The sequence below is a fragment of the Nitrosomonas sp. genome, assembly GCA_031316255.1.
Lineage (GTDB): Bacteria > Pseudomonadota > Gammaproteobacteria > Burkholderiales > Nitrosomonadaceae > Nitrosomonas.
The window spans coordinates 1,149,829-1,164,607 of the sequence record JALDQW010000001.1 but is presented as its reverse complement, the minus strand read 5'-3'; the positions used below and the strand labels follow the sequence as shown (position 1 = coordinate 1,164,607).

Here is a 14,779-nt window from a genome sequence, read left to right as displayed (position 1 = left end):
ACGGCTAGTCAATGGAAAGCAAACTAATGCTTTAATAAACAGTGGAGTGTAGATTGGGAGTGAATATTGCTTGAAACATACAAAAGGAAAAACTTCACAACAAAAAGGGGAAGAATAGAATGAAATGCTTCAATAAAGCAATAGAATTATTCGTGGTTGGCGTTATTGCAATTTTTCTTACAACATCAGCAAATGCCACGCTGGAATTTAGATTGGGCGGTAAAGCTGTATACGACACAGATCAAAACGTAACCTGGCTAGCAGATCCAAGCGCAGCTCGTCCTAATGCTTTCGATAACGGAAGATCTAATAATGATGGCGAAGTTACTTTTGCTAATGCTGTAGGCTGGCTTGCAAATTTGAATGTTGCTGGCGTTACAGGGTGGAGCGCTACCGAAGAAACCGATCGTTGGTATAACTATTCTAATTCTGAAGTAGATTTTCTTATTGACGAATTAGAGCAAACACCTTCTTTTTATGATGCTTTTGGAGGTCATCAATCATATTGGGCCGTAGGTTCCGCACTTGTTTGCGGCGGTTTCCCTTGTCCAGGCCCTGATAATACTGAAGAATTTGCAATTGGTTTTATTCTCGGTGCACCATATGGTTTGCGCTCATCTTTTGGTGAAGCTTATGAAACAGCGTTTTTAATGCTGCCCGAATCTGAATTTCGTATTTTGGCAATGCATGGCGGTGATGTGTTTGCACAAATTCCTGAGCCAACTATAATTGTGTTAATAGGTGCGGGCTTGATCGGGCTTGTAGTACAACGACGCAAGGCTTAGTTTAGATTCTTGTGCCTCTCTCTGTGCCGTAACGCGCAAAAGGGGTCGCGCGGCAAAACAACATTCAAATTGTCCTCTCTACCTAACTCGCAGCACTCTCCGACGAAGCAGGCAATCGATCTGGCTGTGCCACGGGGTGTTCGGGTCTAGAATTCTAGTCTACTAATATAGACCTGACGAATATGGGAATGTATTAATGCAAGACCTACCGTTCGGTACCGTTCACGTTTACTTCGATCAACTGCCGTCGTCATTATTTGCACCGGTTTTCTATATCCGCCGCAATGTCATCTGCGTAACTGAGATCGGACTTTACGATAGCGCCGAAATACGGGTGCCGGTAGAGGTCGGTATAGTCGCGCATGAGATTGCACCAGTCTTCCATGACAACAAATTCACTGCTTCTGAGATGATACGAGCTGATGCGCGGCTCAAGGATTGCCAGCGTCCAGTGTTTGACCCGTTCGGTGTCTGCGGGGCTGAAGTCTTTCGTGTCGTTGCGCTTTGTCCGGGCTATCAGGTCTGCGAGCTCATGATCCGATGCTACGGCCAGATTGATTTGGCTCATTAATCCAGCTAGGGATAATTGATGCGTGATCTGAATCGCTTCACGATTTTGCTGTAGTTCAAATATCACAAGTACTAGGCCAGATACCAAGGCGAAATTGGTGATAATGGTGAACAGTCGTTCAAACTTCATAGGTGTTCACGCTCAAACAGATTAATTGGGAATCAAGTTTTGTAATGAGAGTTATTCAAATCTTGCTTTGTAGCCAACCCACCACACTCTCCAACGCCTCAGGCAACCCATCCGGCAGCGTCCCCCCCGCCTGCGCCATATCCGGTCTTCCGCCGCCTTTGCCACCGACTTGCTGGGCGACGAAGTTGACGAGTTCGCCGGCTTTGATCTGTTTGGTGAGGTCGTCACTGACACCGGCAATCAAAGTGACTTTGTCAGCGTCAACGGTGGCCAGCACGATAATGCAGGATTTGAGCTTGTCTTTCAGTTTGTCCAAAGTTTCGCGCAGTGATTTGGCATTGGCGCCTTCGAGGTTGGCGGTGAGGACTTTAACACCCTTGATTTCCTTGGCCTGATCGACAAGATTTGTGCTTTGGTATCCGGCCAGCTTGGCCTTGAGTTGTGCAAGTTCTTTTTCAGTTTGCTTGACGTTGTCGATGATCTGGGAAATTTTCTGATTGATTTCCTGGGGATTGGTTTTGAGTGTTTGCGCGATGGTTTGCAGTTGCGCTTCGCGCTGCTGAATATAGTCGACGGCGCCCTTGCCGGTTACCGCTTCGACGCGGCGTATGCCTGCGGCAATGCCGGTTTCGGCAGTGATTTTGAAAAAACCGATCTGGCCGATTTGCGCGACATGCGTGCCGCCGCACAGCTCGGTAGAGAAATCGCCCATGCCGATGACGCGCACCACATCGGCGTATTTCTCGCCGAACAGCGCCATCGCGCCCTGTTTGACAGCTTCGTCATATTTCATATGATCGGCGGTAACTGGCCAGTTATGACGGATTTGTTCATTGACCAGCCGTTCGGCTTCACTGATTTCTTCGGTTGTCATTGGTGTATTATGCGAAAAATCAAAACGCAACCGGTTGGCGTCGACCAGCGAACCTTTTTGTGCCACATGATTGCCGAGCACTTTACGCAATGCGGCATGCAGCAAATGCGTGGCGGAATGATTATTGGCGATGCTGGAGCGGGTGAGCGGGTTGACTCTGGCCTGGACATGATCCTTGACGACCAACCGACCGCTTTGCAGCAGTCCTTTGTGGCCAAATACGTCAGCCTGGATTTTTTGCGTATCGGTGACGGCAAACGTGCCGTTCGCGGCCATGAGTTCGCCACTGTCGCCGACCTGTCCGCCGGATTCGGCATAGAATGGCGTATGATCGAGCACGATCACCGCTTCGTCACCGGCTTCGATAAAATCGACCGGTGTGCCTTCCTTGTAGATAGCGAGTATCCTGCCGTCATGCTGCAATGCGTCATAGCCGTGAAAAACGGTTTGATCGCCGTTATACGCCAGACCTTCGGTCATGGTGAACTTGTTGGCAGCGCGTGCCTGTTCGCGCTGCCGCGCCATGGCCTTTTCAAAGCCTTCATTGTCGATGCTGATACCGCGTTCGCGCGCAATGTCGGCGGTCAAATCGAGTGGAAAGCCGAAGGTGTCGTACAGACGGAATGCGGTTTCGCCATCGAGCACCTTGATTTCCTGGCTTAACGCTTCTTCCAGAATCTGCATGCCATGCTCCAGCGTTTCGGCAAAGCGTTCTTCTTCCAGTTGCAGCACACCGGCTACGCGTTCTTTTGCCGCAGTCAACTCAGGGTAGGCTTCGCCCATTACGTTGCTCAGATCCGTAACCAGTCGGTAGAAAAAAGGCTCCTTTTGACCCAGGCGGTAGCCGTGACGGATGGCGCGACGGATAATGCGCCGCAATACATAACCGCGGCCTTCGCTGCTCGGAATTACGCCGTCGGTGATCAGAAATGCACATGCGCGGATATGGTCGGCAATGACTTTGAGCGAATTGTCTTCAAGATTTTGCGTACCGGTTTCGCGTGCGGCGGCTTTGATCAGGTCCTGAAACAGATCGATGTCATAATTGCTGTGCACCTGCTGCATGACCGCGGAAATGCGTTCAAGTCCCATGCCAGTGTCGACCGAGGGTTTGGGCAACGGGTGCAGCTCGCCGTTGCTGTCGCGGTTGTATTGCATGAACACCAGATTCCAGATTTCGATATAGCGGTCGCCTTCTGCGTCAGGTGAACCCGGGGGGCCACCCGCAACATCGGCGCCGTGATCGTAAAAAATTTCGGAACACGGTCCGCACGGGCCGGTATCGCCCATTTGCCAGAAGTTGTCCATGGTGTCGATGCGCACAAAACGCGCGGGATCGACGCCGATTTCATTGAGCCAGATATCGGCAGCTTCGTCGTCTTCGGCGTAGACGGTAACCCACAATTTGTCCTGCGGAATGTTGAGTGTGTCGGTCAGAAATTCCCAGGCAAACTGAATGGCGTTGCGCTTGAAATAATCGCCGAAACTGAAATTGCCGAGCATTTCGAAAAAGGTATGATGCCGCGCCGTATAGCCGACATTTTCCAGGTCATTATGCTTGCCGCCGGCGCGAACGCAACGCTGTGAACTGGCCGCGCGCGCGTAGCTTCGCTGATCCTGCCCGAGAAAAACATCCTTGAACTGAACCATGCCGGCATTGGTAAACAGGAGCGTCGGATCGTTGCCGGGTACCAGCGGGCTGGAGGCGACAATGGTGTGGCCATGTGACTCAAAAAAGTCCAAAAATTTTTGTCGTATTTCGCTGCTTTTCATCTCTGTTATAAATTATTGTATCTTTTTAATTCAACAACTGTCGTGCCCAGTGCTTCACCCTTGATGATCGCCAGACTCTCAATGCGTACGCGGACCGTGAGTTTAATGCCTGTTTCAGGTAAGTCGGAACCTGTGAGTATGGTGATTTCGCCGGTATTGTCTTCCAGCACATATGCTTTCAAATCAATGACGGGAATGCGTGTCGGATCTTTTGTGATGCCGCTGAGCATGACTTCCTTGCCGTCAAAACTGGCGGGAGAGGTATTGATTTCCTGAATGGCTGTAATCCCGCTGGCGTTAAGTGGAAAAGGGTATGCCAATGGGAGCAGCATGATTAATGAAACTATGAGTCCTGAAACCGTTTTCATCGATTGTCCTGTTCAGCCTGCGACAATACCTGGTGAATGACGTCGGACGAAAATCCTCTGTTCACCAGAAAGCGTATCTGTTTGCCGCGTTCCTTGAGATCGTTGGGGGGCGCGCCGAATTTTTTTTGCCAGATTTGGCACGCGATTTCCAGATCGGTTTCTTTGAGATCGGGCAATATATCGGCAATCAAATGTGCGTCAACGCCTTTCTCCTTGAGTTCGCGCACGATGCGCTGGCTGCCAAACCGTGGTCTGCGTGTCCGTGCGGCTTGCTCGGCAAAACGTTCCGTTGACAGGTAGCCGTCCTGTTCGAGTTGATCGAGCAAGCTGGACAGTGCCTGAGGCGACTGTTCATGCGCTGACAGTTTTTTTTCCAGCTCACGCCGCGAATATTCGCGCCGCGCCAGATAGCGTAGTGCACGCGTTTCGAGAGTGGGTTTGCTGATGTCAGTATCTGTCATCACTCTGTTTCATTAGACGCTTGGGTTTGATTGTCGGGCGCAAAGATGCCAACCGATTCGCGGATTTTCCGCTCGATTTCCTGGGCCATATCGGCATGTTCTTTGAGATATTCGCGCACATTATCCTTGCCCTGACCAATTTTATCGCCATTGTAGGAGTACCAGGCGCCCGCTTTGTCGATCAGTTTGTGCTGCACGCCGAGTTCGATAATTTCGCTCTCGCGGGAAATGCCTTCGCCATAAAGAATATCGAATTCAGCTTGTTTGAATGGCGGGGCCACTTTGTTTTTGACCACCTTGACGCGCGTTTCATTTCCGATTGTTTCTTCGCCCTTTTTGATGGCGCCCGTACGGCGGATTTCGAGACGCACAGAAGCATAGAACTTGAGTGCATTGCCGCCTGTGGTTGTTTCCGGATTACCAAAGATGACACCGATTTTCATGCGGATCTGGTTGATGAAAATCACCATGGTGTTGCTGCGCTTAATGTTGGCAGTCAGCTTTCTCAATGCCTGAGACATCAATCTGGCTTGCAAGCCCATTTGCGGATCGCCCATTTCTCCTTCAATTTCGGCGCGCGGTGTCAGTGCGGCGACGGAATCAATGACAACGATATCAATTGAACCGGAACGCACAAGCATATCGGCAATTTCAAGCGCCTGTTCGCCGTTATCGGGCTGCGAGATAAGAAGTTCCTGCACATTGACACCGATTTTCCGTGCATAATTCGGATCCAGTGCGTGTTCGGCATCGATAAAGGCAGCCGTTCCGCCAAGTTTTTGCATTTCAGCAATCACTTGCAGGGTAAGCGTAGTTTTGCCTGAAGACTCAGGGCCATAGATTTCAATGACACGGCCGCGTGGCAAGCCACCAACACCCAGCGCAATATCCAGGCTAAGCGACCCAGTGGAAACAACTTGTATGTCATTGGCAACATCATTGGCCCCCATGCGCATGATTGCGCCTTTGCCAAATTGTTTTTCAATTTGGGCCAGTGCTACGGCTAATGCTTTGCTTCTGTTTTCGTCCATGTTTTTTCCTGTTAAGAAACTTCGGATTATCGCACAATCAATGGTGATTTATTAGAGGGTGTCTTAACGTGTCATGTACATTTCTGGTTGTTTTCAGGTGAAAATCAAAAATCTGCGCACTTACAAATGTACATAAGCGTGAACACATTCCTTGAATGAAGCTTGTTGTTTCCAAGTCGCTTTTTTAAAATTTTTTTGATTTTAAAATAAAACAAGACTCGAGTATCTTGCCAGCCTACGCTATAATGACGAATTAAAAAATGGGTGGCAGAGGCCTCAATTGTTTTTTGCTGCTCAATACGCATTAATAGTAAAACATACTAACAAAAGAATAGGGAGAACAGCTATCCGAGTCATATTATTAGGCGGTCCCGGTGCCGGTAAAGGAACACAAGCTAATTATATCAAGGAACATTTCGGTATTCCGCAAATTTCAACAGGCGATATGCTGCGTAATGCTGTCAAAGCCGGCACCGAATTGGGCGTGATGGCTAAGAAAATCATGGATACCGGAGGACTGGTATCGGATGATATCATTATCAATCTGGTTAAAGAACGTATTGCCGAGCCGGATTGCGTACACGGTTTTTTGTTTGATGGTTTTCCCCGCACTATTCCGCAGGCAGACGCCATGAAGGCGGCTGGCGTGCAAATTGATTGTGTGGTTGAAATCGATGTCGCAGATGATGAAATCATTCGGCGCATGTCCGGCCGCAGGGTCCATCCCGCTTCCGGCCGAACCTATCATGTGGAATTTAATCCACCGAAAGCTGAGAACCTCGATGATGTGACAGGTGAACCGCTCATTCAACGTGATGACGACAAGGAAGAAACTGTTAAGAAAAGACTGGCGGTTTATCATGAACAGACCGAACCGCTCGTTGCCTATTATTCAAAATGGTTTCAAGAAGGTACCCACAACGCACCACGCTATGTCAAGGTTGCAGGAGTTGGGAGCGTTGAAGAGATTCGGGGCAGGATTCTGGCAGCATTAACGGATTGTTAAAAGCTGCTGACGGTTTGACTTTACCGTTCATCGTATCATTTTCCAAGATTAGCGCGGCAACACTCATGTTGGGTGGTTTTGTTGCGCTGATTTTTGTAGTGTTGAAATTTTGAACTGTATCAACTGTGCCTTTTGATAGTAAGGTTTTGCTTAAGATTTGATCAATCAGGAGAAATAAAAAATGTCAATAAAAAATGCATTTTATGCCCAATCAGGGGGTGTGACTGCAGTTATTAATGCATCGGCAGCCGGTGTGATAGAAACAGCGCGCCAACATCCCGATAAAATTGGCAATGTTTACGCAGGCCGTAACGGAATTATTGGTGCGCTGACCGAGGACTTGATCGACACCAATGCCGATTCAGCCGAAGCAATTGCCGCATTGCGCCATACGCCATCGGGCGGATTTGGTTCATGTCGCTACAAATTGAAAAGCATAGAGCAAAACCGCCGCGAATATGAGCGTCTGATCGAGGTTTTCAAGGCACACAATATCGGATACTTTTTTTATAATGGCGGTGGAGATTCTGCTGACACCTGCCTCAAGGTGTCGCAAATTTCCGATACGCTGGGCTATCCGATTCAGGCAATCCATGTGCCGAAAACAGTCGATAATGATTTGCCGATTACCGATTGTTGTCCCGGATTTGGCTCGGTTGCAAAATATATCGCCGTATCGACGCGCGAGGCAAGTTTTGATGTGGCCAGTATGTCTAAGACATCCACCAAGGTTTTTGTGCTTGAAGTAATGGGACGCCACGCAGGGTGGATTGCTGCTGCCGGTGGTTTGGCGTCCAGCAAGGATTGTGAAATCCCGATTGTGATTCTGTTCCCGGAAATTACCTTCGATAAGGAAAAGTTTCTTGCCAAAGTGGATAGTTACGTCAAGGAATATGGCTATTGTTCAGTCGTGGTTTCTGAAGGCGTTCAAGGGCCAGACGGTAAATTTTTAGCCGATCAGGGGTTGCGTGACGCGTTTGGTCATGCCCAGTTAGGTGGTGTGGCCCCAGTTGTCGCAAATATTGTCAAAGAAGGACTGGGCTTGAAATATCACTGGGGTGTGGCGGATTACTTGCAGCGCGCCGCGCGTCATGTGGCTTCCAAAACCGATGTGGAGCAAGCTTATGCGATGGGTAAGGCCGCTGTTGAATATGCGCTTGCAGGCCACAACTCGGTCATGCCGACAATTGAGCGTTTGTCCAGCTCGCCTTATCGCTGGCAGGTGGGTATGGCGCAGCTTTCGAATGTCGCGAATGTCGAGAAAATGATGCCAACAGAATACATCAGTGAGGATGGGTTCGGTATCAGCGAAGCTTGCCGCGAATATTTATTGCCGCTCATAGAAGGCGAAGACTATCCACCGTATAAAGATGGTTTGCCTGATTACGTGCGGTTAAAAAATGTTGCAATAGAAAAGAAACTAGCTGGATTCGAAATCTAGGGTGTATAAAAAGATGCATTTAAACAACAAGTGCATATAAAATATGCGCCTTTTGTGCCAAGATTTTGGACAAGTGTTTAATTATGTGGAATTATTAGACCGATATTCTACGTATTAATTTTAGATGGTCTGACTTTAAGTGGAGTTCTTTATGTCTAACGGTTTAATTATCGCAATTGGTAGCGGGATTCTGGCCCTGATATACAGCGGCATATGGATCAGGGGTATTTATGCCCAGTCTACCGGTAATGCTCGCATGCAGGAAATTGCTTCTGCAGTACAGGAAGGTGCTTCGGCATATCTCAATCGCCAATATACAACGATTGGCATAGTCGGTTTAATTCTATTCCTGGCCATTGGCCTGGCATTGACATGGGATACTGCAATTGGTTTTGCATTGGGTGCTATTTTATCCGGTGCTGCAGGATATCTGGGAATGAATGTCTCCGTTCATTCTAATGTGCGGACTGCAGAGGCAGCGCGTACCGGATTGAACGAGGCACTCGCTATCGCATTCCGTGGTGGTGCAGTGACAGGCATGCTGGTCGTTGGCTTGGGTCTTCTGGGCGTTGCAGGGTATTGTGCATGGTTATTTAACGGTGCTGATCCGGACACGCCAGTCAGTGAAGTGATCAAACCTTTGATCGGGTTTGCTTTTGGCGGCTCGCTGATTTCTATCTTTGCCCGTCTGGGTGGTGGTATTTTCACCAAAGGCGCCGACGTCGGTGCCGATCTGGTGGGTAAGGTTGAGGCCGGAATTCCTGAAGATGATCCACGTAATCCTGCTGTGATTGCCGATAACGTTGGCGATAACGTCGGTGATTGTGCGGGTATGGCGGCGGATTTGTTTGAAACCTATGCAGTAACGATTATTGCGACCATGCTGTTGGGTTCATTACTCTTTCTGACCAACGAAATGAGCGCTGTGGTTTTTCCGCTCATGCTGGGTGCTGCTTCAATCGTTGCATCGATTATCGGGTGCTACTACGTCAAAATGCAGGAAGGTGGCACGATTATGAAAGCGCTTTATCGTGGATTAATTGTCGCCGGCGGTATTGCATTGTTGGCCTATCTGCCGGTAACCGTTTGGTTTATGGCCGATATGACACTGGAAGTATCAGGCGTTGAAGTCGCCGGTGGTGCGCTGGTTATGCGCATATACCTGGCTGCTGCGATTGGTTTGCTGCTGACCGGTGCGATGGTTGTGATCACGGAATATTACACATCAACCGACTATCCGCCAGTGCAGCATATTGCTGAAGCGTCTACAACCGGTCATGCAACAAACATTATTGCCGGATTGGGTGTTTCCATGCGCGCAACTGCAGCGCCAGTGTTGGCGGTCTGCTTGAGTATTTTGATGGCTTATTCACTGGCAGGTCTTTATGGTATTGCCATTGCAGCGACAGCTATGCTGTCGATGACGGGTATTATCGTCGCACTGGATGCGTATGGCCCGATTACCGATAACGCGGGCGGTATTGCAGAAATGGCCGAAATGCCGGAATCTGTTCGCGCAGTTACCGATCCGCTTGATGCGGTTGGAAATACAACGAAGGCAGTTACCAAAGGTTATGCAATCGGTTCTGCAGGCCTTGCGGCACTGGTGTTGTTTGCAGACTATACGCATGGGCTGGAAAAAGCGGGTCATATGTTGACGTTTGATTTGTCCAATCACATGGTTATCATTGGCTTGTTTATCGGTGGTTTGATTCCCTATCTGTTTGGCGCCATGTCTATGGAAGCAGTCGGACGCGCTGCCAGTTCTGTGGTGATTGAAGTCCGTCGCCAATTCAATGAAATTCCAGGGATTATGGAAGGTACCGCAAGGCCTGATTATTCCCGCGCGGTTGATATGCTGACCAAAGCGGCGATTAAAGAAATGATGATTCCATCACTCTTGCCCGTTCTGGTTCCATTGTTGGTTGGCGTGCTGCTCGGGCCGCAAGCATTGGGTGGCGTACTAATGGGCTCTATTGTGACAGGTTTGTTTGTTGCGATTTCCATGACAGCCGGTGGCGGTGCATGGGATAACGCGAAAAAGTACATCGAAGATGGCAATTTCGGCGGTAAAAACAGTGAAGCGCACAAAGCTTCTGTTACGGGTGATACAGTGGGCGATCCATACAAGGATACTGCTGGTCCGGCAATTAATCCACTGATCAAAATTATCAACATCGTGGCATTGATGATTATTCCGTTGCTGTAATAATCTTTGCATAGTATAAAAAAAGCACACCAATACGGTGTGCTTTTTTTTGAGACGCTTTGCCGTGCCGTTACGGTTAGTGTTTCAATAGTTCGTTAATTGCCTCTCAGTTTAATGCCCAGTAATTTGATCTTTCTGTATAAATGAGTGCGCTCCAATCCAGCACGCTCGGCGACGCGTGTCATATTTCCGTTTTCTTCTTCAATCAATCGTTCAAAATATGTTTTTTCAAATAAGTCGCGCGCTTCTCGCAATGACAGGTCAAAGGGAATGTCGGGTGCGGATGACGTTGAGGTTGATTCAGGGAAAACCATGGCTTGTTGAACCATGTCCGCAGTAATTTCGTCGCCAGTACAGGTGAGTGCTAACGAGTGAACAACGCCGGTCAATTGCGTCAGGTTGCCGGGCCAGTCATAATTGCGCAGACAATTTAACGCGGCTGTACTAAATTGCAAGACTGGCGAAACTTCTCCTGATTCGGCAAAGCCGGACAAAATCTGATTGGCCATATCGGGGATGTCTTCGCGGTGCGTTCGCAGTGACGGAACACCGATACTGAGCACGCTGAGCACTTCATATAACTTGGTATGGTAGTTGCCTTGAGCGGCCAATTCCGCCAGAGGCTGGGAAGTTGCGCAGACAAGGCGCACATTATATTTTTCCAGTTTGCTGAGCAGTAACAACAAGCCTTTTTGTGCCAGTTTATTGATTTCGCCAATATCTTTCAGGAATAAAAGTCCATCCTTGGCCTGTTCCAGGAGATCCAGGGGTTTCTCTGCTAATAGCGTCAACGTTTCCGGTTCTACCCAGGGTGTATTGGGGCGGTGCATAAAGCGCGCGCAGATTTCCATGCCGACACCGGGTTCGCCCATTAAGAGTAATGGGGTTTTCAGATTAGCAACTTTCTCCAGTTTCTTTTTGAGATCAATGATCAGTGCGCCTTTTCCCAGGCTGGCCAGCGATAGCGCGGTCTGTTGCTTGCTTTGGCCGCCACGCATTGCCTTGCCGACAGTGCTCAACAGCTTTTGCAGTGGTATGGGTTTCTCCAGATAACCGAATGCGCCAATACGCGTTGCCTCTACGGCTGTATCAATGGTGCCATGTCCGGACATCATGATTACAGGCATGGTCAGCATGCCGCTACTGGCCCAGTCCTTCAGCAGTGTGATGCCATCTGTATCAGGCATCCAGATGTCCAGTAATACCAGATCGGGTCGTGTCTGATTGCGCCAGATGCGCGCTTGTTCGGCGTTTTCAGCTAACGCAACGCGATAGCCTTCGTCGCGCAAAATTTCGGATAATAATTCGCGTATCCCGATTTCATCATCAACTACTAATATTGTATTATTTGTCATCATTAAATTTTATCCTTAGTCTTGAGCTAAGTTTTCTGGTGCCGGTAAAGTGATTGTTACCTGGGCGCCATGTGGTTTCCGATTTTCGATACGGATGGTTCCTTCGTGCTCCTCTACAATTTTTTTTACAATAGGCAGACCCAATCCGGTTCCTTTAGCCTTGGTGGTAACATAAGGTTCAAAAACCCGTGCCCTGACTTCATCGGAGAAACCGCAGCCATTATCACACACGGATAATTGAATACTGCCTTGCATTGCTTCCGTTTTGATTTCTATTACAGGTTTTTCGATTTCGTTCAAAGCATCCTGGGCATTAAGCAATAAGTTATGCATGACTTGACGCAATTGTGCGGAGTCTCCATAAATTGGCGGCAAATTCTTGGCCAGCACCCGCTTTATTGTTATCTGTCCTCTTTTTTCATTTGCGATATTTGCAGTTTCATAGAGTGACAGGATCTCCATCACCAGTTTATTGATATCCAGTTTACGCATTTCTAGCGTGGGTGCACGGGCGTACTGGTTAAACTCGTTAACCATACGTTTTAATGCTTCTACCTGATTGACGATTGTTTCAGTCAGGCGATGTAGGGTTTTGGCATCCTGCTCATCGAGTTTGCTGGCCAGTTTATGTTCTATCCGTTCGGCAGAGAGTTGTATGGGTGTGAGTGGGTTTTTTATTTCATGGGCAAGTCGTCGGGCTATTTCGCTCCAGGCTACAGCACGCTGTACTTGCAGCAGGTTTGTAATGTCATCAAAAACAACAACACCGCCGCCGCCAGAAATTTCAGGCAATCGCGTGCCGCGTAATAACAATACTTGATTGTTTCCGTCATCCGAGCGCGTCATTTGCCGTTCCCACATGCCTGTTTCACCCGAATTAAAGCCTGCGCGAATTTCCGCCACTATGGATTCAACCTGAAATTCATTTTCAATACAGCCGTCAATAACAGAACCATCCAGACTGATTAGCGGTGTCTGTAAAATCTGTTCGGCACTTCTGTTGGCCTTGATCAGTGTCAGTTGTTCATCAAATACGAGTACGCCTGATGAAAGATTTGCCAGAATACTTTCCAGATGCGCGCGCGCACTTTCAACCTCTTGCTGATTATGCTGCGCGATTGCACGGGCTTCTTCCAGTTGTTGCGTCATCAAATTAAAGGATTCGGTCAGAATGCCCAGTTCATCACGGCTTTGTACCAAGTGGCGGCGGCTATAATCCCCTTGTGCGACGGCTTTTGTGCCTTCAGCCAGCATACCCAGCGGTGAACTTAAGTTTTCACTCAATAGAGAGGCGGTAGCCAATGCTGAAAAAAGAGATAGCAATAAGGCCAGGGTCAGAGTCACGCTATAGAGGCGGGTCAGGCCTTGGCGCGAGAGCGAGAGCTCTTGGTAATCCCAATAACCTTCTTGCACTTTTTCTGCATTCTGTGCCAAATGTTCAGGTACCGGTTGCAATAACTGGAGAATACGAATGTCGTCATCCAAACTTAACACATTTACCGGCGCCAGTACACGCAGATACAATCCTTTGTCGTCGACCGGTTCAATGGCGCTATACGCTTTTTGTGTTCTGATATGGCGCATTACAATACCCGTGGGTACTTCAGGAAATAATGCCAGACTGTTTTCACTTGAGAAAGCAATAACCTTACCATCACGATTAAATAAAGTGGCTTCTTCTATCTGTGACTGCAATAGTAATTCATTCAATGAAGTTACGGGAGAGATTGATGGCTCTGATAATGTCAGTGCGGCTACTTTCGCTTTTTTTTGCAATTCTTCCAATGAATTTTCCAGCATTGTTTGACCCAGGTTTAAACCACTTTCGAGAGCCCGGTCTACTTTGACATCAAACCAGGATTCAATACTTTTTTCGAGAAATTGCACTGAAACCGTATAGACGAGCACGCCGGGTAAAATGGCCATTAATGAGAAAATGACTAATAACCGTAACGCTAATCTTGAGCCAAATACGCCGGATTTAAGTCGCCGTCTAAACCGCCATAACAGATATCCGACAACGACTATAAATAGTAATACGAAGACGATATTAATTATCAGTAGTAACTGGTAGCGGCGTTCAAAGAAGTCGGTGTTGGCGCCGGCTGTTGCCAACAAAAACAGCATGATTGCTCCCAATCCTGCGCCGATGATCAGAACATATTTCATTGATCGTCAAAAAGTTGAAACGGTTGTTCTGATGAGGGCAGTGTCATACGCCACTCTAGTCTGTCGGAGCTCAAATTCCATGCACTTGAGCCGAGTGCCTCAACTTGAAAGGGTTTGGGCATACGTGTCAAATCAAGCCATAATCTCAATATTGCATTGTAGTGAACATTGGGTTTTAGTTCATGTTTTATTGTTAAGGGGTGATCCCGTAGGCGCTGCAAGGCCATTAGCGCATCTTTGAGTGAGGAATAGTTACTTGAAGACGTTCTGTCAGTGAGGCGATATTGCCGTGTGAGAGCATGGTATCTTAAACCGGTTCGTGTTTTAATCCGGGCGATTTCTTTGTCTAGCCAGTACCAGCGTGGCTCAACGAGAGTGAATTTATTTACAAAGTACAGTACAACGCCTTTTTCCAAAGCCTGTACCAGTGTCGGGTTCAATTCAATTTCGGAGTCGATACTGACGGTGTAGCCATTGTCCACTGCGGTCAGTTTAAACGATTTAACCTGAATGCTGCCGTTGGCAAACGTGTTTGTAATACATGAACATGCTGCCGAAAACATAATAATGAAAGCCAATTTTAATAATCTGGGCCGTTTCATGACAG

The 14,779-nt window shown here is 48.1% G+C and carries 12 protein-coding genes; 4 read left to right on the top strand and 8 right to left on the bottom strand.

The annotated features are described in order from the left end of the window. Positions 1-119 precede the first annotated feature (119 nt). Positions 120-785 (top strand): PEP-CTERM sorting domain-containing protein, encoded by a 666-nt coding sequence (locus MRK00_05285; GenBank protein ID MDR4516787.1) that lies wholly within the window; start codon positions 120-122, stop codon positions 783-785. Between the two features lie 253 nt (positions 786-1,038). Here the strand turns inward: MRK00_05285 and MRK00_05280 are convergent, their stop codons facing one another. The 5 genes from MRK00_05280 to recA are packed head-to-tail and all read right to left on the bottom strand — an operon-like array spanning position 1,039 to position 5,992. Then, positions 1,039-1,485 carry a hypothetical protein gene (locus tag MRK00_05280; GenBank protein MDR4516786.1) on the bottom strand — a complete coding sequence of 149 codons (447 nt, stop codon included), beginning with the start codon at positions 1,483-1,485 and terminating at the stop codon, positions 1,039-1,041. A gap of 55 nt (positions 1,486-1,540) precedes the next feature. Then, the gene (gene alaS / locus MRK00_05275) at positions 1,541-4,132 is read right to left on the bottom strand and encodes an alanine--tRNA ligase (protein ID MDR4516785.1); all 2,592 of its coding nucleotides are present in this window, start codon (positions 4,130-4,132) and stop codon (positions 1,541-1,543) included. Positions 4,133-4,137: 5 nt separating this feature from the next. After that, positions 4,138-4,500 (bottom strand): hypothetical protein, encoded by a 363-nt coding sequence (locus MRK00_05270; protein MDR4516784.1) that lies wholly within the window; start codon positions 4,498-4,500, stop codon positions 4,138-4,140. Beyond that, the gene (gene recX / locus MRK00_05265) at positions 4,497-4,961 is read right to left on the bottom strand and encodes a recombination regulator RecX (GenBank protein ID MDR4516783.1); all 465 of its coding nucleotides are present in this window, start codon (positions 4,959-4,961) and stop codon (positions 4,497-4,499) included. Before recX ends, MRK00_05270 begins: the two co-directional genes overlap by 4 nt. After that, positions 4,961-5,992, bottom strand: coding sequence for a recombinase RecA (recA, locus tag MRK00_05260; GenBank protein ID MDR4516782.1), 1,032 nt, complete (start codon positions 5,990-5,992; stop codon positions 4,961-4,963). Before recA ends, recX begins: the two co-directional genes overlap by 1 nt. Before the next feature lie 346 nt (positions 5,993-6,338). Between recA and adk the strand changes: the two genes are divergently transcribed. The 3 genes from adk to MRK00_05245 all read left to right on the top strand — a co-directional run bounded on the left by adk (position 6,339) and on the right by MRK00_05245 (position 10,648). Further along, positions 6,339-6,998, top strand: coding sequence for an adenylate kinase (gene adk, locus MRK00_05255; GenBank protein MDR4516781.1), 660 nt, complete (start codon positions 6,339-6,341; stop codon positions 6,996-6,998). A gap of 181 nt (positions 6,999-7,179) precedes the next feature. Next, complete coding sequence (locus tag MRK00_05250; protein ID MDR4516780.1) at positions 7,180-8,439, top strand: 6-phosphofructokinase; 1,260 nt, start codon at positions 7,180-7,182, stop codon at positions 8,437-8,439. 151 nt (positions 8,440-8,590) lie between these two features. Beyond that, positions 8,591-10,648: a sodium-translocating pyrophosphatase gene (locus MRK00_05245; protein MDR4516779.1), complete on the top strand. Its 2,058-nt coding sequence runs from the start codon at positions 8,591-8,593 to the stop codon at positions 10,646-10,648. A gap of 95 nt (positions 10,649-10,743) precedes the next feature. On the opposite strand, the gene MRK00_05240 is transcribed toward MRK00_05245, so the two are convergent. The 3 genes from MRK00_05240 to MRK00_05230 are packed head-to-tail and all read right to left on the bottom strand — an operon-like array spanning position 10,744 to position 14,774. Further along, positions 10,744-12,003 (bottom strand): sigma-54 dependent transcriptional regulator, encoded by a 1,260-nt coding sequence (locus MRK00_05240; protein MDR4516778.1) that lies wholly within the window; start codon positions 12,001-12,003, stop codon positions 10,744-10,746. Positions 12,004-12,018: 15 nt separating this feature from the next. After that, positions 12,019-14,172: an ATP-binding protein gene (locus MRK00_05235; protein ID MDR4516777.1), complete on the bottom strand. Its 2,154-nt coding sequence runs from the start codon at positions 14,170-14,172 to the stop codon at positions 12,019-12,021. After that, positions 14,169-14,774 (bottom strand): DUF4390 domain-containing protein, encoded by a 606-nt coding sequence (locus tag MRK00_05230; protein ID MDR4516776.1) that lies wholly within the window; start codon positions 14,772-14,774, stop codon positions 14,169-14,171. The genes MRK00_05235 and MRK00_05230 overlap by 4 nt, the downstream gene beginning before the upstream one ends. Between the last annotated feature and the right edge of the window lie 5 nt (positions 14,775-14,779).

Excerpts from the sequence above, each read along its gene's own strand:
- MRK00_05270 (MDR4516784.1), bottom strand. The coding sequence starts at position 4,500 with ATGAAAACGGTTTCAGGACTCATAGTTTCATTAATCATGCTGCTCCCA.
- recA (MDR4516782.1), bottom strand. The coding sequence starts at position 5,992 with ATGGACGAAAACAGAAGCAAAGCATTAGCCGTAGCACTGGCCCAAATT.
- MRK00_05285 (MDR4516787.1), top strand. The coding sequence starts at position 120 with ATGAAATGCTTCAATAAAGCAATAGAATTATTCGTGGTTGGCGTTATT.
- MRK00_05280 (MDR4516786.1), bottom strand. The coding sequence starts at position 1,485 with ATGAAGTTTGAACGACTGTTCACCATTATCACCAATTTCGCCTTGGTA.
- alaS (MDR4516785.1), bottom strand. The coding sequence starts at position 4,132 with ATGAAAAGCAGCGAAATACGACAAAAATTTTTGGACTTTTTTGAGTCA.
- MRK00_05240 (MDR4516778.1), bottom strand. The coding sequence starts at position 12,003 with ATGACAAATAATACAATATTAGTAGTTGATGATGAAATCGGGATACGC.
- MRK00_05230 (MDR4516776.1), bottom strand. The coding sequence starts at position 14,774 with ATGAAACGGCCCAGATTATTAAAATTGGCTTTCATTATTATGTTTTCG.
- MRK00_05235 (MDR4516777.1), bottom strand. The coding sequence starts at position 14,172 with ATGAAATATGTTCTGATCATCGGCGCAGGATTGGGAGCAATCATGCTG.
- MRK00_05245 (MDR4516779.1), top strand. The coding sequence starts at position 8,591 with ATGTCTAACGGTTTAATTATCGCAATTGGTAGCGGGATTCTGGCCCTG.
- MRK00_05250 (MDR4516780.1), top strand. The coding sequence starts at position 7,180 with ATGTCAATAAAAAATGCATTTTATGCCCAATCAGGGGGTGTGACTGCA.
- recX (MDR4516783.1), bottom strand. The coding sequence starts at position 4,961 with ATGACAGATACTGACATCAGCAAACCCACTCTCGAAACGCGTGCACTA.